Source organism: Streptomyces sp. NPDC012935, assembly GCF_042900345.1.
Lineage (GTDB): Bacteria > Actinomycetota > Actinomycetes > Streptomycetales > Streptomycetaceae > Streptomyces.
This window is the reverse complement of record NZ_JBIBBC010000006.1, coordinates 385,164-410,645: the sequence shown is the minus strand read 5'-3', so window position 1 is coordinate 410,645 and position 25,482 is coordinate 385,164. Positions and strand designations below refer to the sequence as shown.

Annotated in this window: 27 protein-coding genes and 1 pseudogene; 13 read left to right on the top strand and 15 right to left on the bottom strand. The window is 72.0% G+C overall.

Annotated features, from left to right (window positions below):
• Window positions 1-42: 42 nt before the first annotated feature.
• The 4 genes from ACFY5C_RS18300 to ACFY5C_RS18285 form a co-directional block, all read right to left on the bottom strand.
• Window positions 43-1,152, bottom strand: a complete 1,110-nt coding sequence (locus ACFY5C_RS18300) for a hypothetical protein (RefSeq protein WP_389445370.1) — start codon at window positions 1,150-1,152, stop codon at window positions 43-45.
• Entirely contained in the window at window positions 1,149-2,003 is an 855-nt protein-coding gene (locus tag ACFY5C_RS18295; RefSeq protein WP_389445369.1) for a hypothetical protein, read from the bottom strand. Before ACFY5C_RS18295 ends, ACFY5C_RS18300 begins: the two co-directional genes overlap by 4 nt.
• Window positions 2,004-2,034: 31 nt before the next feature.
• Window positions 2,035-2,724, bottom strand: a complete 690-nt coding sequence (locus ACFY5C_RS18290; protein ID WP_389445367.1) for an LPXTG cell wall anchor domain-containing protein — start codon at window positions 2,722-2,724, stop codon at window positions 2,035-2,037.
• A gap of 164 nt (window positions 2,725-2,888) precedes the next feature.
• Window positions 2,889-3,074, bottom strand: coding sequence for a hypothetical protein (locus ACFY5C_RS18285; RefSeq protein WP_389445365.1), 186 nt, complete (start codon window positions 3,072-3,074; stop codon window positions 2,889-2,891).
• 131 nt (window positions 3,075-3,205) lie between these two features.
• Here ACFY5C_RS18285 and ACFY5C_RS18280 point away from each other — a divergent pair.
• A pseudogene (locus tag ACFY5C_RS18280) lies at window positions 3,206-3,437 on the top strand (hypothetical protein); the annotation flags it as partial.
• Between the two features lies 1 nt (window position 3,438).
• On the opposite strand, the gene ACFY5C_RS18275 reads toward ACFY5C_RS18280, so the two are convergent.
• From ACFY5C_RS18275 to ACFY5C_RS18265, 3 genes are all read right to left on the bottom strand, one after another.
• Window positions 3,439-3,588 (bottom strand): hypothetical protein, encoded by a 150-nt coding sequence (locus tag ACFY5C_RS18275; protein ID WP_389445363.1) that lies wholly within the window; start codon window positions 3,586-3,588, stop codon window positions 3,439-3,441.
• A gap of 129 nt (window positions 3,589-3,717) precedes the next feature.
• Window positions 3,718-4,338 carry an ATP-binding protein gene (locus tag ACFY5C_RS18270; protein ID WP_389445361.1) on the bottom strand — a complete coding sequence of 207 codons (621 nt, stop codon included), beginning with the start codon at window positions 4,336-4,338 and terminating at the stop codon, window positions 3,718-3,720.
• 238 nt (window positions 4,339-4,576) lie between these two features.
• Window positions 4,577-4,963, bottom strand: a complete 387-nt coding sequence (locus ACFY5C_RS18265; RefSeq protein WP_328881197.1) for an STAS domain-containing protein — start codon at window positions 4,961-4,963, stop codon at window positions 4,577-4,579.
• Window positions 4,964-5,200: 237 nt separating this feature from the next.
• Here ACFY5C_RS18265 and ACFY5C_RS18260 point away from each other — a divergent pair, with 237 nt between their 5' ends.
• Together ACFY5C_RS18260 and ACFY5C_RS18255 are read left to right on the top strand one after the other, a co-directional pair.
• Window positions 5,201-6,154 carry an RNA polymerase sigma factor SigF gene (locus ACFY5C_RS18260; RefSeq protein ID WP_389445360.1) on the top strand — a complete coding sequence of 318 codons (954 nt, stop codon included), beginning with the start codon at window positions 5,201-5,203 and terminating at the stop codon, window positions 6,152-6,154.
• Between the two features lie 254 nt (window positions 6,155-6,408).
• Complete coding sequence (locus tag ACFY5C_RS18255; RefSeq protein ID WP_389445358.1) at window positions 6,409-7,998, top strand: RICIN domain-containing protein; 1,590 nt, start codon at window positions 6,409-6,411, stop codon at window positions 7,996-7,998.
• A 61-nt stretch (window positions 7,999-8,059) separates the two neighbouring features.
• On the opposite strand, the gene hutI is transcribed toward ACFY5C_RS18255, so the two are convergent.
• The 4 genes from hutI to hutU all read right to left on the bottom strand — a co-directional run bounded on the left by hutI (window position 8,060) and on the right by hutU (window position 13,708).
• Complete coding sequence (hutI, locus tag ACFY5C_RS18250) at window positions 8,060-9,355, bottom strand: imidazolonepropionase (protein ID WP_389445356.1); 1,296 nt, start codon at window positions 9,353-9,355, stop codon at window positions 8,060-8,062.
• On the bottom strand, window positions 9,352-10,707 hold the full coding sequence (locus ACFY5C_RS18245) for a formimidoylglutamate deiminase (protein ID WP_389445479.1): 1,356 nt from the start codon (window positions 10,705-10,707) through the stop codon (window positions 9,352-9,354). Before ACFY5C_RS18245 ends, hutI begins: the two co-directional genes overlap by 4 nt.
• Entirely contained in the window at window positions 10,698-11,906 is a 1,209-nt protein-coding gene (locus ACFY5C_RS18240) for an allantoate amidohydrolase (protein WP_389445477.1), read from the bottom strand. Before ACFY5C_RS18240 ends, ACFY5C_RS18245 begins: the two co-directional genes overlap by 10 nt.
• Before the next feature lie 137 nt (window positions 11,907-12,043).
• Complete coding sequence (gene hutU / locus ACFY5C_RS18235; RefSeq protein ID WP_389445355.1) at window positions 12,044-13,708, bottom strand: urocanate hydratase; 1,665 nt, start codon at window positions 13,706-13,708, stop codon at window positions 12,044-12,046.
• Window positions 13,709-13,872: 164 nt separating this feature from the next.
• Here hutU and ACFY5C_RS18230 point away from each other — a divergent pair, with 164 nt between their 5' ends.
• The 5 genes from ACFY5C_RS18230 (at window position 13,873) to ACFY5C_RS18210 (ending at window position 17,608) form a co-directional block, all read left to right on the top strand.
• A complete protein-coding gene (locus ACFY5C_RS18230) occupies window positions 13,873-15,279 on the top strand; it encodes a diaminopimelate decarboxylase (protein ID WP_389445353.1) in 1,407 nt (468 codons plus the stop codon).
• 182 nt (window positions 15,280-15,461) lie between these two features.
• The gene (locus ACFY5C_RS18225) at window positions 15,462-15,854 is read left to right on the top strand and encodes a hypothetical protein (RefSeq protein ID WP_389445351.1); all 393 of its coding nucleotides are present in this window, start codon (window positions 15,462-15,464) and stop codon (window positions 15,852-15,854) included.
• Window positions 15,851-16,633 carry a transcriptional regulator gene (locus tag ACFY5C_RS18220; RefSeq protein WP_389445349.1) on the top strand — a complete coding sequence of 261 codons (783 nt, stop codon included), beginning with the start codon at window positions 15,851-15,853 and terminating at the stop codon, window positions 16,631-16,633. Before ACFY5C_RS18225 ends, ACFY5C_RS18220 begins: the two co-directional genes overlap by 4 nt.
• A gap of 88 nt (window positions 16,634-16,721) precedes the next feature.
• Window positions 16,722-17,219, top strand: a complete 498-nt coding sequence (locus ACFY5C_RS18215; RefSeq protein WP_389445347.1) for a roadblock/LC7 domain-containing protein — start codon at window positions 16,722-16,724, stop codon at window positions 17,217-17,219.
• Between the two features lie 14 nt (window positions 17,220-17,233).
• Window positions 17,234-17,608, top strand: coding sequence for a hypothetical protein (locus ACFY5C_RS18210; protein ID WP_389445345.1), 375 nt, complete (start codon window positions 17,234-17,236; stop codon window positions 17,606-17,608).
• 1 nt (window position 17,609) lies between these two features.
• Here ACFY5C_RS18210 and ACFY5C_RS18205 read toward each other — a convergent pair whose 3' ends face one another.
• The 3 genes from ACFY5C_RS18205 to ACFY5C_RS18195 all read right to left on the bottom strand — a co-directional run bounded on the left by ACFY5C_RS18205 (window position 17,610) and on the right by ACFY5C_RS18195 (window position 20,697).
• On the bottom strand, window positions 17,610-18,197 hold the full coding sequence (locus ACFY5C_RS18205; RefSeq protein WP_389445344.1) for a hypothetical protein: 588 nt from the start codon (window positions 18,195-18,197) through the stop codon (window positions 17,610-17,612).
• Window positions 18,198-18,286: 89 nt separating this feature from the next.
• The gene (locus tag ACFY5C_RS18200) at window positions 18,287-19,183 is read right to left on the bottom strand and encodes a MurR/RpiR family transcriptional regulator (RefSeq protein ID WP_389445342.1); all 897 of its coding nucleotides are present in this window, start codon (window positions 19,181-19,183) and stop codon (window positions 18,287-18,289) included.
• Complete coding sequence (locus tag ACFY5C_RS18195) at window positions 19,180-20,697, bottom strand: aromatic amino acid ammonia-lyase (protein ID WP_389445340.1); 1,518 nt, start codon at window positions 20,695-20,697, stop codon at window positions 19,180-19,182. Before ACFY5C_RS18195 ends, ACFY5C_RS18200 begins: the two co-directional genes overlap by 4 nt.
• Before the next feature lie 141 nt (window positions 20,698-20,838).
• On the opposite strand from ACFY5C_RS18195, the gene ACFY5C_RS18190 reads away from it, so the two are divergent.
• From ACFY5C_RS18190 to ACFY5C_RS18170, 5 genes are all read left to right on the top strand, one after another.
• Complete coding sequence (locus ACFY5C_RS18190) at window positions 20,839-21,897, top strand: ABC transporter ATP-binding protein (protein ID WP_389445339.1); 1,059 nt, start codon at window positions 20,839-20,841, stop codon at window positions 21,895-21,897.
• Entirely contained in the window at window positions 21,894-22,535 is a 642-nt protein-coding gene (locus ACFY5C_RS18185) for an ABC transporter permease (RefSeq protein ID WP_389445337.1), read from the top strand. The genes ACFY5C_RS18190 and ACFY5C_RS18185 overlap by 4 nt, the downstream gene beginning before the upstream one ends.
• A gap of 1 nt (window position 22,536) precedes the next feature.
• Window positions 22,537-23,199 (top strand): ABC transporter permease, encoded by a 663-nt coding sequence (locus ACFY5C_RS18180; RefSeq protein WP_389445336.1) that lies wholly within the window; start codon window positions 22,537-22,539, stop codon window positions 23,197-23,199.
• Window positions 23,200-23,208: 9 nt separating this feature from the next.
• The gene (locus tag ACFY5C_RS18175; protein WP_389445334.1) at window positions 23,209-24,141 is read left to right on the top strand and encodes an ABC transporter substrate-binding protein; all 933 of its coding nucleotides are present in this window, start codon (window positions 23,209-23,211) and stop codon (window positions 24,139-24,141) included.
• Window positions 24,142-24,223: 82 nt separating this feature from the next.
• Window positions 24,224-24,664, top strand: a complete 441-nt coding sequence (locus ACFY5C_RS18170) for a hypothetical protein (RefSeq protein ID WP_389445332.1) — start codon at window positions 24,224-24,226, stop codon at window positions 24,662-24,664.
• Window positions 24,665-24,686: 22 nt separating this feature from the next.
• On the opposite strand, the gene ACFY5C_RS18165 is transcribed toward ACFY5C_RS18170, so the two are convergent.
• A complete protein-coding gene (locus tag ACFY5C_RS18165) occupies window positions 24,687-25,448 on the bottom strand; it encodes an SDR family oxidoreductase (protein WP_389445331.1) in 762 nt (253 codons plus the stop codon).
• Window positions 25,449-25,482: the final 34 nt, after the last annotated feature.

Sequence of the window (25,482 nt, the reverse complement as noted above, 5' to 3'; positions counted from 1 at the left end):
GGCGGGTTCTCGGGCGTGCCGGTGTGACTCTCCTTCGCTTGCTCACGGGGGTCCCTTCCTGGTCGGAGTCGACGGAGTCGTGGGGCCCGTCGGACTCGTCGGGCTGTCGTCGTGCGGTGCGGAGAGCCGACCGGCCGTGCCCGGATCGCTGTCCGGGGCGAACCACGGCAGGGTCGAGGAGGAGGAAGAGGGCAGGGCGTGCCTCGCCTCTTCGCGGGGCTTCAACCCCGGCAGGCGCAGCGCCGGTTCGGGTAGCCGGAGCCTGCGCCGGCGGGTGGTCTGGCGCGGCCGAACCCGGTCGACGACCGCCAGCCCGACGCGGAACACCGCCGCCGGTACGACCAGACAGACGAGGGTCCAGAACAGCGTCACGCCCCAGGGCCGCCCCACGCCCCAGGGCTGTTCGGCCATCACCTTGCCGCCGTACTTCAGGGAGACCGTGTAGTCGCCGTGCGCGCCGGCCGCGAGTTCCACCGGCAGCTCGATCCGCGCCTTCCTGCCCGGCTGGATCGTGCCGCGCCACTGCTGTTCCTGCCACTGCGGTGCGAACACGCCGTGGGAGGTGCCGACCTGGAAGACCGGGTTCCTGACGGGTGCGGTGCCGACATTGCCGACCGTGAACGTCAGCGTCCTCGCCGGTGGCGCGCCGAACCAGGTGAGCAGGCCGCTCGAACCGTCCAGCCGGGTGTCCGTGAGGACCGACAGGCGTCCCCCGGCCGGCTCGGCGGGCAGCGGCTCGACCGCGTGTCCGGCCACCTGGAAGATCGCGTCGGCCTCGGCCTTCGCTCCGGTCACCGTCGCCACGTGCACCACGCACGGGCACGGCACGGGCGGCTCGGCCACCGGGAGTTTCCGGCTGAAACGTCCGTCCGCGTCCGTCGTCACGGCCCGGCCCTCCGCGTTGGCGCAGGAGTTGGTGCCGCCGCTCACACCGGTCGACGGCACGGACTGACCGCAGATCAGGATCATCAACAGGGTGCGGTCCCGCCAGCCGCTGCCGGTCACGGTGATCGAACCACCCGTCCCCGCCTGCGACTTGGACAGCTTGACGGTGGGCGGGTCGTCCGCGGCCGACACGTTCACTGCCGTCACAGGTGACAGCAGCGCCAGCAGGGCCGCCGACACCGCAATCCGCACCCTGGTGGCGTTCACGTCCCCGCTCCCGTCAACTCGACTTGCCTGTGGGGCTGTTCCGTTGCGGCCGACGCGCCGCCGCCCGGCCTACGGCGCGCTCGACGCCGTACGACGAACAAGGCGCCCACCGCCGCCACCACGAACCCCGCGACCGCGGCCACCGCATCCCACGGCACGAACCGCGCCGACGCCCCGGCCGTGTCGCTCGCCCCGCCCGCCGCCGTCACCGTCAGGCGCACGTCGACCGCGTCGAGCGCGGGCCGGTCGGGCCACGGCTCGGTGAGCTTCGTACGGCTGCCCGGGGGCAGGTCGACTGAAAGGGGGCGCGGGGCACGGTCGAGGAGGCGGCCGAAGACACCGTCGGCGCGGATCGCGAGGCTGGGGGCCAGCGCGGTCGTACCCCGGTTGACCAGCTCGTATGTGATGCCGCCGGGGTGCACCCGGACGTGTTCCAGCGTCAGCGCGGACAGCTCCGGGCCCGTCACGCGCAGGCGGAGCGGGACCGTTCGCGCGCGGCCGTCGGCGTCGCGCGCGACGATCTCGCCGGAGCGGTCGCCGGGGGCCGTGCCCGGCGGGACGGTCACCGTGAACGGAACCTCGGCGCGGGTGCGGGCCGGCACGCGTACCACGCTGTCGGCGAAGGCGAGCGGGACGCCGGCGCCGCGCAGCCGTACGGTGACCGGCTCGCCGCCGCTGTTCGTCACGGACACCGTGTCCTGCTGGACCGTCCCGGGCGCACCCTCGGCGTAGAAGGACGGGCGCCCGCCGCCGGACGGCGCGACGGTCCAGGCCTCGGCGGCGGTCGCCACCGGAGCGGCCGCCAGGAGGAGCAGCAGGGACAGGCACAGGACACGGACGGCTGACGACATCGGCGGCTCCAGCAGTGATCAGGCGTGCGGGTCAGCGGCGTACCGCCTGGCCCCTGCGCGTCAGCCACAGCGCGCCTGCCGCGCCCGCGAGCAGCACCGTGCCGCCGAGAGTGCCCAGGGCGATGGCCGAGTCCTCGGGGCCGGTCTGCGGGAGTTCGGCGCCGGAGTCGGAGCCGCCCTGGCCGGAGCCGCCCGTGCTGCCGCCGCCGGACGCCGCCGTCACGTCGAGGGTGAGCGACGGGCCGGGGCTGTTGCCGGGCGTGCAGGTGGTCGTCGTGCCGAGCGCCTTGATGGTGAGCACGCCCGCCGTGAAGGTGACCTTGCCGGTCTTCTTCGGGGTGTACGTACCCGTCAAGTCGTTGATCTTGATGGGGGTGTTGGCGGGAATCGCCTCCTGGTTGGCCGGGCCGGTGACCGCCAGGGTGCCGCTGTCGGCGCCGCCCAGCTTGATGGTGGCGCTCGGGTTCATCGCGCCCTTGCCCAGTTCGACCGGGCTGGACGAGACACCCTTCTGCCACGACATGGTGATCTTGTAGCCGCTGCCGCTCTTGACACCCTTGATGTCGATGGGCGAGACGGCGCTCTTGTCGCCGATCGGCGTCTTGCAGGCGTAGTTGACGTCGACGACTTCGGCCCGGGCCGCGGGGGCGGCCATCAGCACCGCCGAGCCGGCCAGGGCCGCGGCCGTCGCGAGCGCGGCGGTTCGCTTCTGCTTCGACACGGTCCCCTCATTTCCTGACGGCACATCAGATCGGCCGTCAAGGTACGCCCGGCGCCTTGAGGAGGGAAGACACGGCGCACGCCGGAGTTGTGACGATCCGGCGTGCACCGCAGGGGGTTCGAGTGGAGAGCCGACCCCTCAGGGTGACCCTGGGTAACCCAGGCTCAGACCGGGCGCAGCAGCTCGGGCAGTCCCCAGCGCCGCAGCACCTCCGGCACGAGCACCGTCCCGTCCGCCCGCTGGTGCTGCTCCAGGATCGCGGGGAGCAGCCGGCTGGTGGCGAGGCCCGAGGCGTTGAGGGTTGGGAACTGCTGTTGCTTGACCTTGCCTAGGCGCGTTGGAGCGTGCATGCGTGAGTGTTGCTGCTGCGGCGTGCGGATTCGGGGTGGAACGGGAGTTCTTGCATCGAATGCGTGACCTTGACCGGAAAGGCTCGTTGGGTGCGGTAGAGGGTTCTACGACATCGGGCGGGGTGGGGGGAATGGGCGGGCTGCGTGAGGTGGCGGTGCCGTTCGTCGCTCTCGGCCCTTGTGGTGTATCGGTCCGTACCCGGCTGGGGGGCCTCACGCCCGAGGATGAGAAGGTTCTGCGCCTGGTGGGTGCGCACCTGGGCTCGCTGGCCTCGAAGGACCTCAAAGCGCGTTGCGCTGACGGCCGGAAGCCCCGCCGAGACGTGGGCGGCCAGCAAGCGGGACCTGACGGGCGTCTCGTCGCTCAATGAATAGGAACGGTGTGGACGTACGCCGCCTTGCCGCCGCCGGCCGGGCGGTACCGGACGCCGCCGCGGCGAGCCTGGTAGACACGGGCGCTCGACACCGAGCTGACCTCTGCGTGCGCGCCCAGGCTGGGCAGCCAGACCTCCACGTCGTAGGTCTTGGCCTGCGCCGGGCTGGTGTCGCCGGCGGCGAGCTTGGTGACGCGATAGTGCAGCCCTGGAGCGGCGCCTCGGCGGTACGGAAACGAATTTCTCGTACGGCAGGCCGAACGGGTGACCTACGCCGGTGCTCCCAGTTCCGCCCACACCGTCTTGCCCGCGAGTCCCGGCGTCCGCATGACCCCCCAGTCCAGACACAGCCGCTGCACGATGAACATGCCGTGGCCGCCGGGACGCCCCGCGCGGTGCGGTGTGCGCGGGGCCGGCTGGCCCGTGCCCTTGTCGGAGACCTCGACGCGGATCACCTTGTTGTCGCAGGCGATCCACAGCTCGTCCGGCCCGTCGGCGTGCAGACAGGCGTTGGTGACCAGCTCGGACACGACGAGCAGCACATCCTCCGCGGCGGCCCGCTGGTCGGCGGTGGCCGCGGGGAGCCAGCCCCACGCGTACAGCGCCTGGCGGGCGAAGTCACGGGCGAGCGGGACCACGCCGCTCTGGCCCTCGAAGACCAGCCGACGGACCTGCCGCCCCGCCGACACCTCGGCGGACGCCGCGGACTCCACGGGCTCCACGGGCTCCATGGGCCTTAGGGACGGCATGGCGCCCCCGCCGGGCTCTCCAGCCGCCGCAGGGCCCTCATCGGAGCCCCCCGTGGCCGGCACGCCGCTCTCGGACGCCCCCGAAGCGCCGCTGGGCTCAGGGCCGCGGTCGCCCGGCGAGAAAGGCCGGGTGGTGCTCATCAGCGCTTCACCTCACCGATTCACCAGTTCAACGTTCACACGATTCAGAAGTCAGTACGTAGAGTCAGTACGCCAGTACACGGTCCTTGCCTGATACGTCGGTCACAGTCCCCCGCCCCCGGTGGCCGACATCACAGCCGACGGGTTTCAGGATGTCTCCTGCCCGACCGAGCCGAGGGAACACCCCTGTATTCGGCATGAATCATGTGACGCCTGATGCAGGGCCGGACGCGAGCGGTCAGCCCGCCCCGTCGGCCTCATCGGCCAGGGCGGCGTCGAGCGAGTCGTGGACCGTGAAGACGGCCTCGGCCCCCGTGATCTCGAACACGCGTGCGACTACGGGCAGCATCCCCGCGAGATGCACCCCGCCACCGGCGGCCTCCGCCTTCAGCCGGGCCCCGAGCAGCACGTTCAGACCCGTGGAGTCACAGAACTCGAGCCGCGAGCAGTCGACGACCAGCCGACTGAAGCCCTTCTCGAGGCAGTCCTCGAGTGGCTCACGCAGCAAATCGGCGGTGTGGTGATCCAACTCACCTGCCGGGGTCACGACGGCGCTGGCGCCCTCTTCCCGCACCTCGACCAGAAGTCGGCCAGACTGTGCGCTGCCGACCGTCCCGCGGTCCATGCCGTCTCTCACTCCCGACGTCGTGACTGCTGACTGACGCTGTCGAACACTACGCCCTCCCTGCGCCCCCCAACACCCGAACATCCACCCAGAATCGGACATTTCGGACCAGAGCGCACTTGCGGTGGGCTCCTGAAAGCGGGTAGGGCTAGTAGAGACACGTAACCGACTCGGCCGGCTTTGGAGGCGCCGCACACCGCAGTGCACGCAGGCTTCGGCAGCCGAATGCCGAGAACGATGGAGGACATCATGTCACCCCGGCTCGACGCATCGCATACCCAGAGCGCGACGTCGGCATCCCAACCGGAACATCTGGATCCCATCGAGTTGGGCAACGACGTACGCCCCGATCAGGACTTCGCTCAGGAGTTCGGTCAGGACGACGCGCTCGCCGGGCTTCCGGACATCCCCCCGTACGACGAGGTGGGGCCGGTGGACGCGCGGGCCCTGTCCAAGACCCTCTTCGAGCGGCTGGAGTCGCTGGAGGAAGGGACCCACGAGTACTCGTACGTCCGCAACACGCTCGTCGAACTCAACCTCGCGCTGGTCAAGTTCGCCGCCTCCCGCTTCCGCTCGCGCAGCGAGCCGATGGAGGACATCATCCAGGTCGGCACGATCGGCCTGATCAAGGCGATCGACCGCTTCGAACTCAGCCGCGGCGTGGAGTTCCCCACCTTCGCGATGCCGACCATCATCGGTGAGATCAAGCGCTTCTTCCGCGACACGTCGTGGTCGGTGCGGGTACCGCGTCGGCTTCAGGAGCTCCGGCTCGACCTGGCCAAGGCCGGGGACGAACTGGCCCAGAAGCTCGACCGCGCCCCGACCGTGGCGGAACTGGCGGAACGCCTCGGCCTGACCAACGACGAGGTCGTCGAGGGCATGGCGGCGTCGAACGCGTACACCGCCTCGTCGCTGGACGCCCAGCCCGAGGAGGACGACGCCGAGGGCGCGCTGGCCGACCGGATCGGCTACGAGGACCACGGGATCGAAGGCATCGAGTACGTCGAGTCCTTGAAGCCGCTCATCGCCGAACTGCCGCCCCGGGACCGCAAGATCCTGTCCCTGAGATTCGTGGCGGGCATGACCCAGTCGGAGATCGGCGAAGAACTGGGCATCTCGCAGATGCATGTGTCGCGACTGCTGTCGCGGACGTTGATCCGGCTCCGGAAGGGGCTGACGGTCGAGGAGTGACCGATCCAGGAGTGGCGTCTCCTCCGCGCTGACCTGCGCTGTGCCCGGTGTCCCGCCGAATTCCGTCGGCGGGACACCGGGCACAGCGCGTTCGGGGAACGGATGCGTCCTGCCGCCCGACCAAGCGTGCGCGACTCACGGGGTTACCCACAGAAACCCTTTCCCCACGGCCTCCCTTCCTCCACTATGAGCCGTCATACCCGCCGGTAGGTCAGAACTCCGGACGGGTCGCACGGCTGCAAGGAGGCAGGCGGATGGCTCGGGCCGACGACGGTGGGGACCGTGACCGCGGGATGCACGCGGGCGCGTCCGACGCACGGCTCACCGAACTGCTGCGCGCCGACACGGCAACCGCGTATCCGGCGCTCCAGGAGCTGCGCTCCCGCCATCACGCGCCCGTCCTCGCCTACGCCCGCCTGTGCACCCCGAACGACTCCACGGCCCGGCAGCTGGCGGCGCAGGCCTTCACTCTGGCGGCCCGTCAGACGGCGCGCGGCATCGACCCCGGACTGCCCTGGCGGCACCAACTGCTGATGCTGACCGCCCGGTTGGCCGGCACCTGGGCCACGGACGAACGGGCGGCGGGCCTCGACGCGGGCCTGCTGCTCGTGCTGAACACGTCCGGTCCCTCCGGCCCGGTCCCGCCCATGCTGACGGCGTACCAGTCCCTGCCGTCCCGGACCCAGGGCCTGATCTGGTACGGCCTGGTGGAGCAGGAGCCGGCGGACCGGACAGCGGGCCTGCTCGGCCTCACCCGCGAGGACGTCACGTACGGCACGGACCCGGCGCTTCAGCAGCTGGCCCGGTCCTGCCTGCGCGCCCGTCTCACGGCCTCCGACGACCCCGACTGCTCCGACTTCGGCCGCCTCATCGAGGAGTCCGTACGGCCGGACAGTCCCCGCGACAGCGCCGATCTGCACGCCCACATGGCGCGCTGCCCGCACTGCACTACGGCGTACGAGGAACTGTCGGCGCTGCGGGACTCGCCGCGCACGACGCTGGCGGAGGGGCTGCTGCCGTGGGGCGGGACGGCGTATGCGGCGGGCGCTCCGGGAGAGCGGGAGGACTTGCGGCGCCGGCGTGGGACACGCCTTGTCCCCGCGAAGAGGAGCTGGCCGGTGCCCGGATGGCCGTCCGACCGTCGCCGGGTGGTGCTGGTGTCGGCGGCCCTCGGCGTGGCGCTGCTGCCGCTGGTGGCCTTCCTGGTGGCCCAGGGAGGGACCTCGTCGCAGGAGCCCGTGGGTGCGGTCGGCACCGAGGTGAGCGTGCCGCCGGTGGCGGTCACGGTGACGGCCACCGTGTCGGCGACGCCGTCGGCCTCATCGCCCTCGCCGTCCCCGTCCCCGTCACGCAGCTCCAAGTCGCCGTCGCCCACGAAGAGCGCGACGCCGACGAAGACGGCCAGTCCCAAGCCGCCGCCCTCTCCCACGCACCCGCCGAGCGGCGCGTATGCCCAGGTCGTGAATCTCGCCACGGGGCTGTGCCTGGACGTGGGCGGCGCCTTCTTCAAGGGGACCGATGTGATCACGGCTCCGTGCACGTCGTCCGGCACCCAGCGCTGGCGGGTCGACGCGGATCGCGGTGTGCTCCAGTCCTCCGCCGACCCCGACTACTGCCTGGACAGCCGGGGTTCGACGGACCGGGGCGTCGGAATCTGGACGTGCGACTCGGTGGAAGGGCGCAACGGTCAGAACCTGATGTTCGTGGTGGACGGCGACGGCGTGATCCGCCCCGCCATCGCCTTCGGGACTGCGGTGACCCCGGAGGGGGGTGCCGGGGACGGGCTGTCTTTGGAGTCGGTGAGTGGCGGTGGCGGCCAGCGCTGGAAGGCGGGGGCCGCCTAGGCCGGTCCTCAACAGGCCCTGGCCCAGGCGCAAGGGCCCCTGGCCGGGCGTCCCTTCGGGATCAGGCCTCGCGTACGCCCCGCCGCCACACCTCGCTGACCAGCGGCACGCCGGGGCGGTAGGCCAGGTGCACATGGCTCGGGGCGTCGAGCAGGAGCAGGTCGGCGCGGGCGCCCGGCGTGAGGCGGCCGATGTCGTCGCGCCTCAGGGCCGCCGCGCCGCCGGCGGTGGCCGACCAGATCGCCTCGTCCGGGGTCATCCCCATGTCCCGTACCGCGAGCGCGATGCAGAAGGGGACGGAGGAGGTGAAGGACGAGCCCGGGTTGCAGTCGGTGGACAGGGCGACAGTGGCGCCCGCGTCGAGGAGGCGGCGGGCGTCGGGCCACTGGGCGCGGGTGGAGAACTCGGCGCCGGGGAGGAGCGTGGCGACCGTGTTGCCGTTCGCCAGGGCGTCGACGTCCGCGTCCGTCAGGTGGGTGCAGTGGTCGGCGCTTGCGGCGTCCAGCTCGACCGCGAGTTGCACGCCGGGGCCGTAGGAGAGCTGGTTGGCGTGGACGCGGGGGTGCAGGCCCCTGGCCTTGCCCGCGGTGAGGATCGCACGGGCCTGGTCGCCGTCGAAGGCGCCCTTCTCACAGAACACGTCGATCCAGCGGGCGTACGGCGCACAGGCGTCGAGCATCTCGCCGGTGACGAGGGCGACGTAGGCGGCCGGGTCGTCGGCGTGGTCCGGGGAGACGATGTGGGCGCCGAGGAAGGTGACCTCGTCGGTGTGGGCGGCGGCGATGCGCAGGGCGCGGGCCTCGTCCTCGACCGTCAGGCCGTAGCCGGACTTGGTCTCGAAGGTGGTGGTGCCCTGACGCAGGGCCTCGGCGAGGTAGCGGGTGAGATTGCGTTCCAGGTCCTCGTCGCTCGCGGCCCGGGTGGCCGCGACGGTCGTACGGATGCCGCCGGCGCTGTACGGCCTCCCCGACATACGGGCGTTGAACTCCTGCGTCCGGTCGCCCGCGAAGACGAGGTGCGAGTGGGAGTCCACGAAGCCCGGGACGACCGCCCGGCCACCGGCGTCGACCCGATTGTCAGTGGCGGGTGCTTTGCTTTGATCACCGGTCCACGCGATGCGGTCGCCCTCGATGACGACGGCCGCGTCCTGGATCAGTCCGAGGGGGGAATTGTCACCGAGGGAGGGGTCGTTGGTGACCAGGGCGGCGATGTTGGTGATGAGCGTGCTTGCGGTGCTCGCGGAGTGGGCGGGGCTGACGGTCGTCGCGTTGCTCATGGCGTCCTTGGTGGCCTGGTCGGCGGTGGGGTCGGGTTCGGGGGCGGAGGCGGGCCGCTCGGGTCGGCGGCCCCGCGTCATCCGCGCAGGGCTTCGACGGCGTCCGCGAGGGCTCGGGGCACATCCGGCACGAGGGTGTGGGCCCCGTCCCGTACGACGTGCCGGCCTCCCACGACCGTATGCGACACGTCTGCTGCCGACGCAGCGAATACGGCCGTCTCGGCCCCGAGCCGCGCAAGCGGCCCTGCCGTCCTGACCGTGTCGAGCGCGATCGTCGTGAGGTCGGCGAGCGCGCCGGGCTCGATGGCGCCCGCGCCGTCCCAGCCGAGGGCCGCGTGGCCGTCGGCGGAGGCCGCCCGCAGGAGGGCCGCCGCCGTCCAGTGACCTCGCGTCCGGGTGCGCAGGCGCTCGTTCAGCTCCATGGCGCGCGCCTCTTCGAGCAGGTCGATCACGGCGTGGCTGTCGGAGCCGAGGGAGAGCGGGGAGCCGGCCCGCTGGAGGGCGACGGCGGGTCCGATGCCGTCCGCCAGGTCCCGCTCGGTCGTCGGGCACATGCAGGTGCCGGTGCCGTTGCCGCCGATGAGGGCGATGTCCTCGTCGGTGAGGTGGGTGTTGTGGACGCCGGTGGTGCGCGGCCCGAGGACACCGTGGTCGGCGAGCAGCCGGGTGGGCGTGCAGCCGTGGGCCTCCCGGCAGGCGTCGTTCTCGGCGGTCTGCTCGGACAGGTGCACATGCAGCGGGGCCCCCCGCTCCTCGGCCCACCGAGCCACGGTCGCCAACTGGTCGGCGGGCACGGCCCGTACGGAGTGGACCGCCGCCCCGATCCGTGCGTGATCCCGGTCCTTGAGAACTGAACAGCGTTCGGCCCAGGCCTCCGCGCTGCCGTCGGAGAACCGGAGCTGGTGGGCGTTGGGGGGCTGTCCGAAGCCGGAGGACAGGTAGACGGTGTCGAGGAGGGTGATGCGGATGCCGGCGTCGGCGGCGGCCTCCATGAGGGCCTCGCCCATGGCGTTGGGGTCGGCGTAGGGGGTGCCGCCCGGTGCGTGATGCACGTAGTGGAACTCGCCGACGGACGTGATCCCCGCCAGCGCCATCTCCGCGTACACCGCGCGGGCGAGCTCGCGGTAGGTCTCCGGGGTCAGCCGGTCGGCGGTGGCGTACATGACCTCACGCCAGGTCCAGAAGGTGCCGGAGCCGACCTGGACCGTGGAGCGCAGGGCGCGGTGGAAGGCGTGCGAGTGGGCGTTGGAAAGGCCGGGGAGCGTCAGGCCGCGCAGGATCTCGGCGCCCGGAGGCGGGGTTTGCGTGCCCGTGCGGACGGCGGCGATGCGGCCGTCCGCGACCTCGACGGCCACCCCCGGCTCGACGTGGGTGCCGAGCCAGGCGTGTTCCAGCCAGTAGGTACGGGTCTGCTGGGCGGGCGTCACGTGCAGGCCAGTCCTTCCAGTACGTCGGCGAGGGCGATGACTCCGGCCACACAGTCGTCCTCGGCGGCGAACTCGGCCGGGGAGTGCGAGACGCCCGTGGGGTTGCGTACGAACAGCATGGCGGTCGGAATGCTCCCGGACAGGATTCCGGCGTCGTGTCCGGCGCCGGTGCCCAGGACGGGGACCTTGAGCTCGGGTTCCCTCTCCTGGCCGAGGATGCGGGCGAGTTCGTCGCGCAGGGCGTGGTCGAACTCGACGACCGGCGTGAAGGACTCGCGGACGACGTCGAGGTCGATGCCGTGGGCTGCCGCATACTCGCGGGCCGCCGTCTCGACGCCGCCGACGACGCGGTCCAGGCTCGCCTGGTCCTCGGCACGGGAGTCGAGCCAGCCGCGCACCAGGGAGGGGATGGCGTTGACGCCGTTGGGCTCGACGGCGATCTTGCCGAAGGTGGCGACGGCACCGGCGAGTTCGGCCTCGCGGCGGGCGGCGAGCACGGTCTCGGCGTACGACAGCATGGGGTCGCGCCGGTCCACGAGCCGGGTGGTCCCCGCGTGGTTGGCCTCGCCCCGGAAGTCGAACCGCCACCGGCCGTGCGGCCAGATGGCGCTGGCGATGCCGACCCGGTCGCCGGACAGGTCGAGGGCACGGCCCTGCTCGACATGCAGCTCGACGAAGGCCCCGATGCGGGCGAGCCGCTCCGGATCGGCGCCGATGGTGTCCGGGTCGTAGCCCGCGGCCTCCATGGCCCGGGGCAGGCTGACGCCCTCGCCGTCGGTCAGCTTGTGGGCGCCCTCGACGGTGAGCTGCCCGCCGGTGAGCCGGGACCCGACACAGGCGAGCCCGAACCGTGCGCCCTCCTCGTCGCCGAAGTTGACGATGGCGAGGGGCTTGGTGAAGTCGGCGCCCCGGCCGCGCAGTTCATCGAGCGCGGCGAAGGAGGACACGACACCGAGGGGGCCGTCGAAGGCGCCCCCGTCCGGCACCGAGTCCAGATGTGAGCCGGTGACGACGGCGTCCCCGGCGGCGGGGTCCCCGAGCCAGGCCCACTGGTTCCCGTTGCGGTCGACCTCGTAGGCGAGCCCGCGCGCCTCGGCCTGCTCCTGGAACCAGGCCCGGCACTCGAGGTCCACACCGGTCCAGGCGAAACGCCGGTACCCGCGGGAGGCGGGGTGCCGGCCGATGGGGAGCAGGTCGCGCCACATGTCGTGGAACGAGCGGCCATGGCCAGGCCGTGGGCAGTCGTTCCGCAGGGCGGAGCCGGTGGGCACAGCCGAACCCGCACCCGGCGACGAGACCTCAGCCTCCACCGCAGAAGTGCCGTGCCCGCCCGAATGCCGAGTCACGCGTCGTCACCTTCGCGCATCGGGACGCGGACGTCCCGCTCGTCGGCAACGGACTCCGCGATGTCGTACCCGGCGTCGACGTGCCGGATGACGCCCATCCCGGGGTCGTTGGTGAGGACCCGGCGAATCTTCTCGCCGCCGAGCTTCGTGCCGTCGGCCACCGTCACCTGCCCGGCGTGAATGGACCGTCCCATCCCCACGCCGCCCCCGTGGTGAAGGGACACCCACGACGCACCGGACGCCACGTTCACCATGGCGTTCAGCAGCGGCCAGTCGGCGATCGCGTCGGACCCGTCGAGCATGGCCTCGGTCTCACGGTAGGGAGAGGCGACGGAACCGCAGTCGAGGTGGTCGCGCCCGATGGCCAGCGGCGCGGCGAGCTCACCCGAAGCCACCATGTCGTTGAAGCGCTCGCCGGCCTTGTCCCGCTCGCCGTAGCCGAGCCAGCAGATGCGCGCGGGCAGCCCCTGGAAGTGGACCCGCTCGCCGGCCATCTTGATCCAGCGGGCGAGGGACTCGTTCTCCGGGAACAGGTCCAGGATCGCCTTATCGGTCTTGGCGATGTCGGCCGGGTCGCCCGAGAGGGCAGCCCAGCGGAAGGGGCCCTTGCCCTCGCAGAACAGGGGACGGATGTAGGCCGGCACAAAGCCGGGGAAGGCGAACGCGCGGTCGTACCCGGCGAGTTGGGCCTCACCGCGGATCGAGTTGCCGTAGTCGAAGACCTCGGCGCCGGCGTCCATGAAGCCGACCATGGCCTCGACGTGCTTGGCCATGGACTCGCGGGCCCGGGTGGTGAAGCCGGCCGGGTCCTTGGCCGCGTAGGAGGCCATGTCGTCGAAGTCGACGCCGAGCGGCAGGTACGCCAGCGGGTCGTGTGCCGAGGTCTGGTCGGTGACGATGTCGATGGGGGCGCCCATCGACAGGAGCTGCGGGAGCAGTTCGGCCGCGTTGCCGAGGACGCCGATCGACAGCGGACGGCGGGCGTCGCGGGCCTCGGTGGCCAGCTGCAGGGCGTGGTCGAGGGAGTCGGCCTTCACGTCGAGGTACCGGTGCTCGATGCGCCGCTCGATGGCACGCGGGTCGCAGTCGATACAGATCGCGACGCCGTCGTTCATGGTCACGGCGAGCGGCTGGGCGCCGCCCATGCCGCCGAGACCGGCGGTGAGGGTGATCGTCCCGGCGAGGGTGCCGTTGAACTTCTTCGCGGCGACGGCGGAGAAGGTCTCGTAGGTGCCCTGGAGGATGCCCTGGGTACCGATGTAGATCCAGGAGCCGGCCGTCATCTGGCCGTACATGGTGAGGCCGAGGGCCTCCAGGCGGCGGAACTCCTCCCAGTTGGCCCAGTCGCCGACGAGGTTGGAGTTGGCGATGAGGACGCGCGGGGCCCACTCGTGGGTCTGCATGACGCCGACGGGGCGGCCGGACTGGACGAGCATCGTCTCGTCCTGCTTGAGGCCCTTCAGTGTGCGCACCATCGCGTCGAAGGAGCGCCAGTCGCGGGCGGCCTTGCCGGTGCCGCCGTAGACGACGAGCTTGTCGGGGTGCTCGGCGACCTCGGGGTCGAGGTTGTTCTGCAGCATCCGCAGGGCGGCCTCCTGCTGCCATCCCAGGGCACTCAGTTCCGTACCGCGCGGTGCTCGGACGGGGCGGGGTCCTGACATGGTCTGCCTCCCAGCGGACTGTGACTGCGAACTGTTGAGGTGGTTATTCACATCCTGGACGTCTGAATAGAGCTAGTCAATACATCCGTGCGCCAGCATCGGCGCGTCCCGGATGTTTGGCTGGATGCGTGGGCTCCTACGACGACGTGACAGGGGGCGACGACATGACGGGGGATGTTGTGGGCAACGGAACGGGCGGCGGAGCCGGGATGCCGGAGCAGGACGCCGTGCGGGTGGCACGGCGGGACGAGGCGGTGCGGGCGGCCGTGGAGCAGGGGCTGCTCGGGCCCGGCTCCCCGATCGTCGGCCTGCTCGACGTCACCGGCATCCGGGAGTCCGCGGCGGCGCTGCGGGCGGCCTTCGACGCGGTGGTGGCGCCGGGCACGCCCGTGCTGCACGCCTTCGCGGTGAAGGCGACCCCGCTGGTGGCGGTGCTGCGGCTGCTGCGCGAGGAGGGCATCGGCGCGGAGGTGGCGAGTCCGGGTGAGCTGGCGCTGGCGCGGGCGGCGGGGCTGGGTCCGGAGATGACGGTCCTGGACTCGCCCGCCAAGACGCCGGCCGAGCTGCGGGAGGCGCTGGCGCTGGGCATCGCCGTCAACGCGGACAACCCTCAGGAGCTGGACCGCATCGACGCCCTGATGAAGTCGGCGGCCAGCCGCTCGCCGCTCGGGATCCGGGTGAATCCGCAGGTCGGCGGGGGTTCCATCGAAGCGACGTCCACGGCCACGGCGACGTCGAAGTTCGGGGTGGCGCTGCTCGACGAGGGGGCTCGGGAGTGGGTCGTACGGGCGTATCAGGACCGCCCGTGGCTGACGCGGCTGCATGCGCACACCGGCTCGCAGGGCATCCCGCTGTCGCTCATGGCGCAGGGGGTCGCCAAGGCGTATGCGCTCGCCGAGGAGATCAACCGGCGGATCGGGCGGCGGCAGATCGACACGCTCGACATCGGCGGCGGGCTGCCGGTGAACTTCGCCTCGGACGTGACGGCACCGACGTATGCGCAGTACGTGCGACTGCTGGGCGAGGCGGTGCCTGGGCTGTTCGGCGGGCGGTACGGGCTGGTCACCGAGTTCGGCCGGTCGCTGCTGGCCAAGCACGGGACGGTCGTGGCGCGGGTCGAGTACGCCAAGAGCGCGGGCGGGCGGCCGGTGGCGGTCACGCACGCGGGTGTGCAGGTCGCCACGCGGACGGTGTACGCCCCGGGGAGCTGGCCGCTCAGGATCGCCGCGTACGACGGCAAGGGGCGCCCGAAGGAGGGTCCGGCCGTGGTGCAGGACGTGGCCGGCCCGGCCTGCTTCTCGGGGGACCTGCTGGCCGAGGGGGCCGCACTGCCGTTGCTGGAGCAGGGGGACTTCGCGGCGGCGCTGGACACGGGGGCGTACTACTTCGCGCACCACTACGCGTACAACTCCCTGGCCCGGCCCGGCATCCACGGTTTCGTGCCGGACGGCGCCGGGGGCATCGCCTTCGCGACCGTGCGCGAGCCGCAGACGCTCGAAGAGATCGTGGCCGAATCGGGAGGGGCGCACGCGGACTCGCTCACCACCCTGGCCACGCCGGGGCGCCGTTGACGTAGGTCAGCACGCAGCAGTACGCCATATGCGATCAAGCCACGTGAAAACAGGGTCAGTTGACCCACCCTAGTCACTCGGCGCATGTTCCACTGGAAAATGCCCGAACGCTCACTCGCCGCACACACGTTGCGTAGTTTGGCGGTCACTCAGCCGGACCCCGAGGCGGGAGGGGAGCGACGGTGCCCGGAATCGACGAGTGCTTGCTGGAGACGATGCGGCTGCCAGGTGCGCGTGGTGCTGCATTGATCGACTGGACGAGCGGGCTGGCCCTGGGCACGGTGGGCGAACCTCCGGGCGGCGACCACGAGACGGCGGCCGCCGAGGCGGCGGAGCTGGCACGGCTGGCCGCCGAGCAGCACGCCTTCGGGCCGGAGGACGGCTCCGACGCCACGGATCCGCCCGTCGAGGACGTGATCCTCAGCAACCGGGACAGCTATCACGTGCTCCGGTTCGTGCCGACGACGTTCGACAGCAGTGTGTTCCTGTATCTGTGGCTGGCCCGCGCGGACGGCAACCTCGCGCTGGCCCGCATCCGGCTCGGCGAGATGGCCGAACGGCTGGTGCTGAGATGACCGTGGTCACACCACCACCGCAGCTGCCGGTACGGGACCGGCAGACGGCGCACCAGCGAGCGGGCGGCGTCTCCCCGATGCTGACCCGCCTCGCTGACGAGCGGGCCACCGGCGTCCTGGACCGCGAGCACGGCACGCTCCACCTCGCCGAGGGCCGGGTGGTACACGCCGAGAGCCCGCTCGCTCCCGGTCTCGACGAGCTCCTCACCGCCCACGGCGTCCTCGGCGCCGAGGCATGGCGGCACGCCGAGGAGAGCGCCGACGAGGGGCAGCTGCTGCGGCACGGTGTCACGCCGGGGGCGCTGGAGCTGGCGCAGGTGAGCGCGCTGTACGACGCCGCGTACTTCGCGCTCGCCCCCAGCAGCACGCCCGGCCGCTTCCGCTACGGCACCGCGCACTGGCTCGCCTCCGTGCATCCCGTGCCGGTCGTCGCCGTGGAGCGCGAGACGTTGCGCCGCCGGGCCTTGCTGCTCCACATCTGGCCCGACCCCGCGACGGACGGCGCCCCACTGATCCGGGCCGACCCGGTCGCGGCGCCCGCGGTGCCGCCCCGGCAGGCCGCCGTACTCGCCCGGGTGGACGGCGTGCGGCGGGCCACGGACATCGCGAGGGAGCTGGGCAGACCGGCGTTCCACACGCTGGTGCACATACGTCGGCTGGCCGCGGCGGGGCTCGTGGCCCCACAACCGCCACCGGCCGCCGAAGACCCCCCGTCCGACACAGCCGATCCCTACATCGCGCTGCTGAAGAGGGTCAGGGATGCGCTGGAGGCCCTTTGACCGCAAACCCTTCGAGGACCGCGAGCCGCCCGGGCCGCCCGAGCCGCGGCGCCCGCCGCAGCGGTCCCGCGCCGAGAGGAGACACCTGATGGCGGCCGAGGCCCCGATACTCGACGAATTCCGCCGGCTCAGAGCCCGCGTGCCTCAGCTGACCGGAGCACTCGCGGCCGGTGTGGACGGCCTCGTCCTCGCCCACGACACCCCCGGCGTCGAACCGGACGGCCTCGCCGCCCTCACCGCCGCCGCGCTCGGCGTCGCGGTGCGGGTGACGGACGCGACCGCCCGCGGCGACTTCCGCGAACTGCTCATGCGCGGCACGGAGGGCTATGTGGCGACGTACGCCGCGGGCCGTACCGCCGTGCTGACGCTGCTCGCCCAGGACGGCGTCAACGTCGGCCGGCTGCACCTGGAGGGCCGCCGCGCGGGTGCCCGGATCGGGGAGCTCGTCGACGCGGAAGCGGCGCCCGTGCGCCGCACCCCCGCCAAGAGCGCCGCCAAGGAGCCCGCCAAACCCATGCCCACTCGTACGAGAACCGCGCGCGCCGCACGCACCAACACCAACGCGCGTACCACTACCGAAGGTTGAGAGGAACACACGTCATGGCCAACACCGAGACCACGCTGAAGGAATGCCTCGCTTCGATCGAGGGCGCGACCGGGGTCGCGCTCGTCGACTACACCAGCGGAATGGCGCTCGGCACGCTCGGCGGCAGCAAGAGCTTCGACCTCAATGTCGCCGCCGCCGGCAACACCGACGTCGTCCGCGCCAAGATGCGCACGATGGAGCACCTCGGCCTCAAGGGCGGCATCGAGGACATCCTGATCACCCTCAGCGACCAGTACCACCTGATCCGGCTGATCGCCGGGCGCGGGGGCAACGGTCTCTTCCTGTACCTGGTCCTCGACGCCAAGCGCGCCAACCTGGCGATGGCCAGGCACCAGTTGAAGAAGATCGAGGAGGACCTGGAGGTCTGACCTACACGAGCGCCGCGGCGCGGCGGCGGGCCCCTCCGGGGGCCGCGTCGCCCGCGGCGACACCCGTGGTGCGGTAGCCCTTCACGGCCTTGCCCGCGGGACGGCCGGCGCGGCCGTCGAGCCAGTCGACCCGCACCCACAGCAGCGTGCCGTCGGCCCGCTCCAGCCGCCCGAGCCACGCGGCCTTGAGCCGCAGCCCCGCTCCGCACCCCGCCAGCAGCATCCCGCCGACCGCCGGCACCGCGAACGCGCTGCCCAGCGCTGCGAGGAACGCCAGTACCAGCCACCAGCGGTGGCCCCGGCGCCAGTTGCGCACGGCGACCGCGCGGTCCTGGAGCACGTCGTGCTTGCCGGCGCGGGTGGCCAAGCCGATCAGCGCTGTGTAGCGCTTGCGGCGCACGGCCGCCACCACGACCGCCGTGACGATGAACAGCGCGGCGCCGGCCAGGACGCCGATCCTGCGGCCCGTGATGCCCGGCACCAGCACCCCGATCCCCGCCGCGAACGTCCCGAGCCACCAGAGCGGCCCCGCCCCGGCCCGTACGACGACGGCCACCCGAGCCAGCCCCTGTCCTCCACCGCGTGCCACGTTCCGCCTCCCGTGCCGGCACTGTCCATCAGCTGTGCGGGCACGCTAGCCAGCCAACGTGAGACGAGCCTTAAGAAGCGGTCAGGAACTCACTCCACGAACAGCCCCCGCACCGCCGCCCGCGCGTCGAACTCCTCCAGTCGCGCCTGGGCGTCCGGCAGGTCGTCGCACATCGCCTCCAGCAGGACCCGGCCCAGCAGCATCGGCGCGCAGGCCGTGTCGAAGGCGAGGCCCGTGCCGACGGCGGCGGGCAGCAGCAGGTCGGAGACCTTGGCGACCGGCGCGAAGGCGGAGTCCGCGACCGTCACGACCGTCAGCCCGGCCTCCTTGGCGTAGGCGAGGGTGTCCACGACCTCGCGCGGATGCCGGGGCAGTGCGAAGCAGAGGAGGGTGCTCGCGCCGGCCCGTACGGCGGCGTCGATCCGGTCGTGGATCATCGTGCCGCCCTCGTGCAGCAGCCGTACGTCCGGGTGGACCTTGGCGGCGAAGTAGGCGAAGCCGTACGCCTGGGAGGCCGCGGCCCGCAGACCGAGCACGGGCAGCGGGCGGGAGGCCGCGAGCAGGCGTCCGGCCTTCTGCACCGGGCGCGGGTCCGCGAGCACCTCCGCGAGGTGCCGCAGGTTCTCGATCTCGGCCTCGACGGCCTGCTGGTACTCGTTGTACGAGCCCGCGTCCGCCGCCGGCTCCACGGGCGCGACCTCGCGCAGGTGCCTGCGCAGGGCTGGATAGCCGTCGAAGCCGAGGGCGACGGCGAAGCGGGTCACGGACGGCTGGCTGACCCCGGCCAGTTCGGCCAGCTCCACGCTGGACAGGAACGGCACGTCGGCGGCCCGCCGCACCATGCTGTGCGCGATGCGCCGCTGGGTCGGGGTGAGCCGGTGCCCCTCGAAGAGCGCCTGAAGACGCGCGGCGGGGCTGTCGGCCCCGTGAGGCGCCCCATGGGACACCCCGTGCGCCGTCCCGCTCGTGGTCCTGTCCGCGCTCATACGGCGCTCCCCCTCCAGATGTCCGTGAACCGGTCCAGCAGTGCTGCCGCCGCCGTCACGTCGTCGGTGAGCGGGCGGTCGGCCAGGTCGTCGTCGAGCACCGACTCGGCCAGCTCCAGTGCCCGGCTCACGCCCAGCTCCGGTTCGGGCCGCAGACCGCGCAGCCGCAACGCCCGTACGGCGGCGACGAGTTCACAGCCGACGACGAGACGGTACGCGTCGCACGCGCGCAGTGTCTGCCGCGCGGCGAGCGAGGCGAAGCTGGCCTGCTCCTCCACGCCCCGGGAGAGTACAGCGTGGCCGAGCGAGGCGGGGGCCGAGAACGCGCGCAGGTCGCCGAGGGCGGCACCGGCGGCGTACTCCAGGATCATCACGCCGGAAGAGGCGGGCTCATGGTCGGCGAGGAAGGGCTTCAGACGGGTGTAGGCGGGCTCGTTGAGGGTCGACAGGCGGGACGTCGACAGCCGGGCAACCTGGGTCAGCGCCAGCCTGAAGTGGTCCAGGGAGAGGGCGAGTTGGGCCTGGTAGAAGCCGCCGTGGTGGTAGGCGGCCATGTCCTCGGGGGAGATCAGGGGGTTCTCCGCGGCCGCGTTGATCTCGACCGCCAGCACCTGTTCCAGGGCGTCGGCCGCGTCGTGCGCGGGGCCGTGGATCTGGGGCAGGCAGCGGAAGCCGTACGGGTCCTGGAGCCGGCCCAGCGGAGGGGTGGGCCGGTCCTCGGCGCCGATGAACGCACGCATCTCGCGGGCGACTTCGGAGCTGCCCCGGTGCGGGCGGGCGGCGTGCACGGGAGCGGCGTACGCCTCGTGGGAGCCGTCGACGGCGAGCAGCGACAGGGCGGCGACGACCTGGGTGGCGGCGACGAGCCCGCGCAGTTCGTGCAGCGCGAGGGCGGCCTGGCCGAGGGTCAGGGCATTGCTGCTGATGAACGCGAGGGCGTCGTTGTTGTCCAGCGGCTGCGCCTCGGGGGCGCCGGGCCCCCGCCACGGGTGTTCGCCGGCCAGCGCGAGGCCGGTCTGCGCCAGCGCCGCGAGGTCTCCGGTGCCGACCGAGCCGAACTCGTTGACGACCGGGTGGGCGCCGCTCTCCAGCGCCTCGCACATCGCCGTGATGACGGTGGGCCTGAGGCCCGCGCCGCCGGCCAGCAGCTGGTTCGCGCGCACGGCGAGCATGGCCCGCACCTCCCGGGCGGGCAGTTCCTCGCCGATGGCGCCGGCGTGGCTGCGCAGCAGGCGCAGGCCGTGCTCGGCGGCGGCCTCGGTGGGCACATCCTCGTTCCGGTTGGCGCCCACGCCGGTGGAACGGCCGTAGACCCGCCCAGTCGCGGCGATCAGGCGGGCGGCGTCCCAGGACTCCTCGGCGCGCTTCATCGCGTCGGTCGCGGCGACCGGCCGCGCGGTCCCGTCGGCGAGGCGGACGACGTCCTCGACGCCGAGCCCGATCCCGTCGAGGACGACCAGGGCGGTGTGCCCAGAAGTCACAGCACTCGGCGCGTCCACGATCCGAGACGACATAAAGCCCAAGCTCCCCTCAATCCGGACATCGGGTCTTGCCTGTCGGTCATCCGTTACTTCGGATTTACACCAACCCGTTGACAACCTATTCAGCTACCAAGAACTCTGCATGACGTTATACAGCCGGGCAAGGGACAACTCATGATCCAGTTCGACGCGGTCCACAAGCGCTTCCCCAACGGCACGACAGCAGTCCACGATCTCTCCCTGGAGATGCCGGAGGGCGGCGTGACCGTCCTGGTCGGGTCCTCCGGTTGTGGCAAGACGACCACCCTGCGGATGATCAACCGGATGGTGGAGCCGACCTCCGGCACCATCCGGGTCGGCGGCAAGGACGTCACCCGGCAGGACGCCGCCGAACTGCGCCGCTCCATCGGGTACGTCATTCAGCAGGCGGGCCTGTTCCCGCACCGCACGGTGCTCGACAACGTCGCCACCGTGCCGCTGCTGCTGGGCCACGGCCGCAGGAAGGCCCGGGCCCGCGCGGCCGAGCTGCTGGAGACCGTGGGCCTCACCCCCGACACCGGCAAGCGCTACCCGCACCAGCTCTCCGGCGGCCAGCAGCAGCGCGTCGGCGTGGCCCGCGCGCTCGCCGCCGACCCGCCCGTGCTGCTGATGGACGAGCCGTTCGGCGCGGTCGACCCGGTGGTCCGCACCCAGCTCCAGGACGAACTTCTGCGCCTGCAGAAGGAGTTGAGCAAGACCATCGTCTTCGTCACGCACGACGTCGACGAGGCCGTACGCCTCGGCGACCAGATCGCGATCTTCCGCACCGGCGGCCACCTCGTCCAGTGCGCCTCCCCCGCCGAGCTCCTCGCCCGCCCGGCCGACGACTTCGTGGCCGACTTCCTCGGCGCCGAGCGCGGCCTGAAGCTGCTGTCGCTGCGGACCCTCGCGGACGTCCCGCAGGGCCCGGCCCCTCAGGGCGGCGACTGGAGCCTCGTACCCGACGAGGCCGGCAAGCCGCTGCACTGGCGTTCCACGGACGGCGCCGAGATCCCGGTACGGCCGCTCAAGGACTCCGACTCCCTCCTCGCGGCCCTCGACGAGTCCATCGCCTCCCCCACCGGCCTGATAGCCCGCGTCGACGCCGGCGGTGTCCTCACCGGCGTCTCGTCCCGCGAGGACATCCACGAGCACGCCGGACAGGCGCACACCGAGGCCCGCGCCCACTCCTCGGAGACCGAGGTGGCCGCATGACCATCGACTGGTCGTGGATAGGCGACCACACCGACGACCTCACCACCCTCACCGTCTCCCACCTCCAGGCCGCCCTCACCGCTGTCCTGCTGGGCGTACTGATCTCGCTGCCCCTCGCGGTGATCGCCCACCGGATCCGCCCCCTGCGCGGCTTCCTGCTGGGCCTGTCGAACGTGCTGTTCACGATCCCGTCGATCGCGATCTTCGTCCTGCTGCTCCCGGTATCGGGCCTCACCCGCACCACCACCGTGATCGGCCTGACGATCTACACGCTGGTCGTCCTGCTGCGGAACACGGTCGAGGGCCTCGACTCGGTCCCCGTGAAGGTGAAGGAGGCCTCGAAGGCGATGGGCACGCGCCCCCTGCGCACGCTCCTGACCGTCGAGTTCCCGCTCGCGCTCCCCGTGATCATGGCCGGCGTGCGGATCGCGACGGTCATGTCCATCTCCCTGGTCTCGGTCGCGACCTACATCGGCGACGGCGGCCTCGGCCAGCTCTTCACCGACGGCTTCCAGCGCAACTTCCCCACCCCGGTGATCGCCGGAGTGGTCCTCACCCTCCTGCTGGCCGTGGTCGCGGACGCGGCCCTGGTCGCCCTGCAGTACGTCCTGACCCCCTGGCGGAGGCGGCGAGCCTGACATGTACGAACTCTTCAAGAACCTCGGCGACTGGCTGGTCAGCGGCGAGCAGTGGGCCGGCTCGGACGGCATCGCGCACCGCCTCGCCGAGCACCTCCAGTACTCGCTGCTCGCCACGCTCATCGCGGCGGCGATCGGCCTCCCCCTCGGCCTGCTGATCGGCCACACCGGCAAGGGCGCCTTCGTCGCGATCAACCTCGCGTCCTTCGGCCGCGCCCTGCCGACCGTCGGCCTGGTCGTGCTGGTGTTCCTGGCCGGCGGACTGTCCATGCTCCCGGTCTACGTCGCCCTGGTCGCCCTCGCGGTCCCGGCGATCGTCACCAACACCTACGCGGGGATGAGTGCCGTCGACCCGGACGTGAAGGACGCGGCGCGCGGCCAGGGCATGCGCGCCCACCAGGTCCTCTTCCAGGTGGAACTGCCGCTCGCCCTCCCCCTGATCATGACCGGCCTGCGGCTGGCCCTGATCCAGGTCGTGGCCACGGCGACCATCGCCGCGTACGTCTCCTTCGGCGGCCTGGGCCGCTACGTCTTCGACGGCCTCGCCCAGCGCGACCTCGTGCAGGTGCTCGGCGGCGCGGTGCTGGTCGCCGTGGTCGCCGTGGTCCTCGACCTGGGCCTCTCGGGCCTCCAGCGCTTCCTCTTCCGCCACCGCACCGCTTAGGGACTTTCGATGAACCGACGCACGCTCCTCGGCGGCCTCTTCGCAGCCGCCTCCGTCCCCGCCCTCACCGCCTGCTCCAGCGGCATCACATCCCTCGACGGGGAGGGCTCGTCCTCCGGAGGCGGCGGCTCCAGCAAGGGCGGCATCACCATCGGCACCGCCAACTTCACGGAGAACCAGGTGCTCGGCTACCTGTACGCGGCCGTCCTGGAGGAGGCCGGCGTGAAGGTCACCGTCCGCCCCAACCTCGGCACCCGCGAGATCCTGATCCCCGCTCTCAGGGGCGGCGACATCGACCTGCTCCCCGAGTACCAGGGCGCCCTGCTGCACTACGTCTCCCCCAAGGCGACGGCCACGGAGGAGGGCGAGATGCAGAACGCCCTCACGATCGCCCTCCCCAGCGGCCTCCAGGTGCTGCCGTACGGCATGGCCGAGGACTCGGACGCCTTCGCCGTCACCCGGGAGACGGCCGAGAAGTACGGCCTGACCTCCCTCGCCGACCTGAAGAAGCAGAACGGCAAGCTGGTGATCGGCGCGGCGCCCGAGGTGAAGAAGCGGGAGGTGGGGGCGGTCGGCCTGAAGGACGTGTACGGAGTCGAGTTCAAGGAGTTCAAGTCCCTCGACTCCTCCGGTCCGCTGGTCAAGGGCGCCCTGAAGAACGGCGACGTGGACGTGGCCAACCTCTTCACCACGGACACCGACATCCAGGCCAACGACTGGGTGGTCCTCACCGACCCCAAGAACCTCATCCCCGGCCAGCACGTCGTCCCCCTCATAGCCGACCGCAAGGCCGACGCCACGGTCCGCAAGGCCCTCGCCCGCCTCGGCAACACCCTGACGACCGCCCAGCTGACAGAGCTGAACCGGCTGGTCGACAAGGACAAGAAGGATCCGCAGGACGTGGCGGACGAGTACGCCAGGGAGCACGGGCTGGTGAAGTGACGGCGCACTGCCGTACGCCCCCTGTCCAACAGGGGGGCTAACCCCAGTGCGGCCCCCGTCCCCGCTGCCTACCGTGGATCCCATGACCGGAATGGACGCGCGGGACACCGAGCTCAAGAAGGAACTCAACGCCACCCTGCAGGCCCGCAGGGAACTGGGCGACGACTACGAGTCCGCGCTGGTCGACTCATTCATGGAGAAGGTCGACCAGCGCATCGACGGGGCGGTCGAGCGCCGCATGCGGCGGCAGATGGCCGAGCAGCAGATGGTGGTGGCCCGGGGCTCCCGGTCGCCAAGGCCGACGGACTCCTTCGGTGAGCGCTTCGGCTTCGGCATCGTCTCGCTGGTGCTGGCCATCCCGCTCTCCGCGATCGGCGGCGGCGTCGCCCACCTCCCCGGCCTGCTGGTCGCCTGGGTCGGCATCGTCGGCGTGAACGTCGTCCAGGCGGCGCGCACCAACCCCGGCCTGTTCCGGGGCTGGCGCCGCAAGTCGGCCAGGAACGAGGACCGCTGGGAGGACTGAGCCTTCCCGGCGGCCGCGCCGTTCACGCCTGCCGGGTCGGCATGGCCATGATCTGCCGCAGGTTCACATGCCGGGGGCGGCTCGCGGCGTAGGCCACCACATCGGCGAGCTCCGCCGCCGACAGCGTGCCCATCGCCTCGACCATGCCGTCGACCTGCGCCGAGATCTCGTCGTTGTCGGTGTGCAGCCGCAGCTCGCTCTCCACGAACCCCGGCTCGATGTTGGTGACCCGTACGTCACGCGGACCGAACTCGGTGCGCAGGCACTGGGAGAGATGGGTGATCGCGGCCTTCGTCGCCCCGTACACCGCGTAGTTGGGGAAGGCGAGGTGCGCGCCGACGGAAGAGATGTTCACCAGGTCGGCGCTGCGGCCCTCGGCGGCCGCCGCCACCAGGTCGCCGGTGAACGCCCTGACGACGCGCAGCACCCCGGTCACATTGGTGTCGATCATCCGCTGCCACTCGTCGAGCCGTCCCGCCTCGACGGGGTTGCCCAGCATGACACCGGCGTTGTTGACGACGAGGTCCACGGCCCCGTACGCCTCGTGGACCCGCTCCGCGGCCGCGGCCACGGACGCGTCGTCGGTGACGTCGGCTACGACACCCAGCGCCGTGCCTCCACCCGCGGTGATCTTCCCGGCGAGTTCGTCCAGCCGCTGCCGGCGCCGGGCCAGCAGCGCGACCCGCGCTCCCTGCTCGGCGAGCAGCACGGCGACAGCCTCGCCGATCCCGCTCGCCGCTCCGGTCACGACGGCGGTACGGCCGGTCAGGTTCTCGTACGACATGGGATTCCTCCAGGTGAGGGAGGCGCCTGGGCGT

Coding starts and splice junctions, on each gene's coding strand:
- ACFY5C_RS18295 (WP_389445369.1), bottom strand. CDS start 2,003: ATGTCGTCAGCCGTCCGTGTCCTGTGCCTGTCCCTGCTGCTCCTCCTG.
- ACFY5C_RS18285 (WP_389445365.1), bottom strand. CDS start 3,074: ATGCACGCTCCAACGCGCCTAGGCAAGGTCAAGCAACAGCAGTTCCCA.
- ACFY5C_RS18270 (WP_389445361.1), bottom strand. CDS start 4,338: ATGAGCACCACCCGGCCTTTCTCGCCGGGCGACCGCGGCCCTGAGCCC.
- ACFY5C_RS18265 (WP_328881197.1), bottom strand. CDS start 4,963: ATGGACCGCGGGACGGTCGGCAGCGCACAGTCTGGCCGACTTCTGGTC.
- ACFY5C_RS18260 (WP_389445360.1), top strand. CDS start 5,201: ATGGAGGACATCATGTCACCCCGGCTCGACGCATCGCATACCCAGAGC.
- ACFY5C_RS18255 (WP_389445358.1), top strand. CDS start 6,409: ATGGCTCGGGCCGACGACGGTGGGGACCGTGACCGCGGGATGCACGCG.
- hutI (WP_389445356.1), bottom strand. CDS start 9,355: ATGACGCGGGGCCGCCGACCCGAGCGGCCCGCCTCCGCCCCCGAACCC.
- ACFY5C_RS18240 (WP_389445477.1), bottom strand. CDS start 11,906: ATGTGGCGCGACCTGCTCCCCATCGGCCGGCACCCCGCCTCCCGCGGG.
- hutU (WP_389445355.1), bottom strand. CDS start 13,708: ATGTCAGGACCCCGCCCCGTCCGAGCACCGCGCGGTACGGAACTGAGT.
- ACFY5C_RS18230 (WP_389445353.1), top strand. CDS start 13,873: ATGACGGGGGATGTTGTGGGCAACGGAACGGGCGGCGGAGCCGGGATG.
- ACFY5C_RS18220 (WP_389445349.1), top strand. CDS start 15,851: ATGACCGTGGTCACACCACCACCGCAGCTGCCGGTACGGGACCGGCAG.
- ACFY5C_RS18215 (WP_389445347.1), top strand. CDS start 16,722: ATGGCGGCCGAGGCCCCGATACTCGACGAATTCCGCCGGCTCAGAGCC.
- ACFY5C_RS18210 (WP_389445345.1), top strand. CDS start 17,234: ATGGCCAACACCGAGACCACGCTGAAGGAATGCCTCGCTTCGATCGAG.
- ACFY5C_RS18200 (WP_389445342.1), bottom strand. CDS start 19,183: ATGAGCGCGGACAGGACCACGAGCGGGACGGCGCACGGGGTGTCCCAT.
- ACFY5C_RS18195 (WP_389445340.1), bottom strand. CDS start 20,697: ATGTCGTCTCGGATCGTGGACGCGCCGAGTGCTGTGACTTCTGGGCAC.
- ACFY5C_RS18190 (WP_389445339.1), top strand. CDS start 20,839: ATGATCCAGTTCGACGCGGTCCACAAGCGCTTCCCCAACGGCACGACA.
- ACFY5C_RS18185 (WP_389445337.1), top strand. CDS start 21,894: ATGACCATCGACTGGTCGTGGATAGGCGACCACACCGACGACCTCACC.
- ACFY5C_RS18180 (WP_389445336.1), top strand. CDS start 22,537: ATGTACGAACTCTTCAAGAACCTCGGCGACTGGCTGGTCAGCGGCGAG.
- ACFY5C_RS18175 (WP_389445334.1), top strand. CDS start 23,209: ATGAACCGACGCACGCTCCTCGGCGGCCTCTTCGCAGCCGCCTCCGTC.
- ACFY5C_RS18170 (WP_389445332.1), top strand. CDS start 24,224: ATGACCGGAATGGACGCGCGGGACACCGAGCTCAAGAAGGAACTCAAC.
- ACFY5C_RS18165 (WP_389445331.1), bottom strand. CDS start 25,448: ATGTCGTACGAGAACCTGACCGGCCGTACCGCCGTCGTGACCGGAGCG.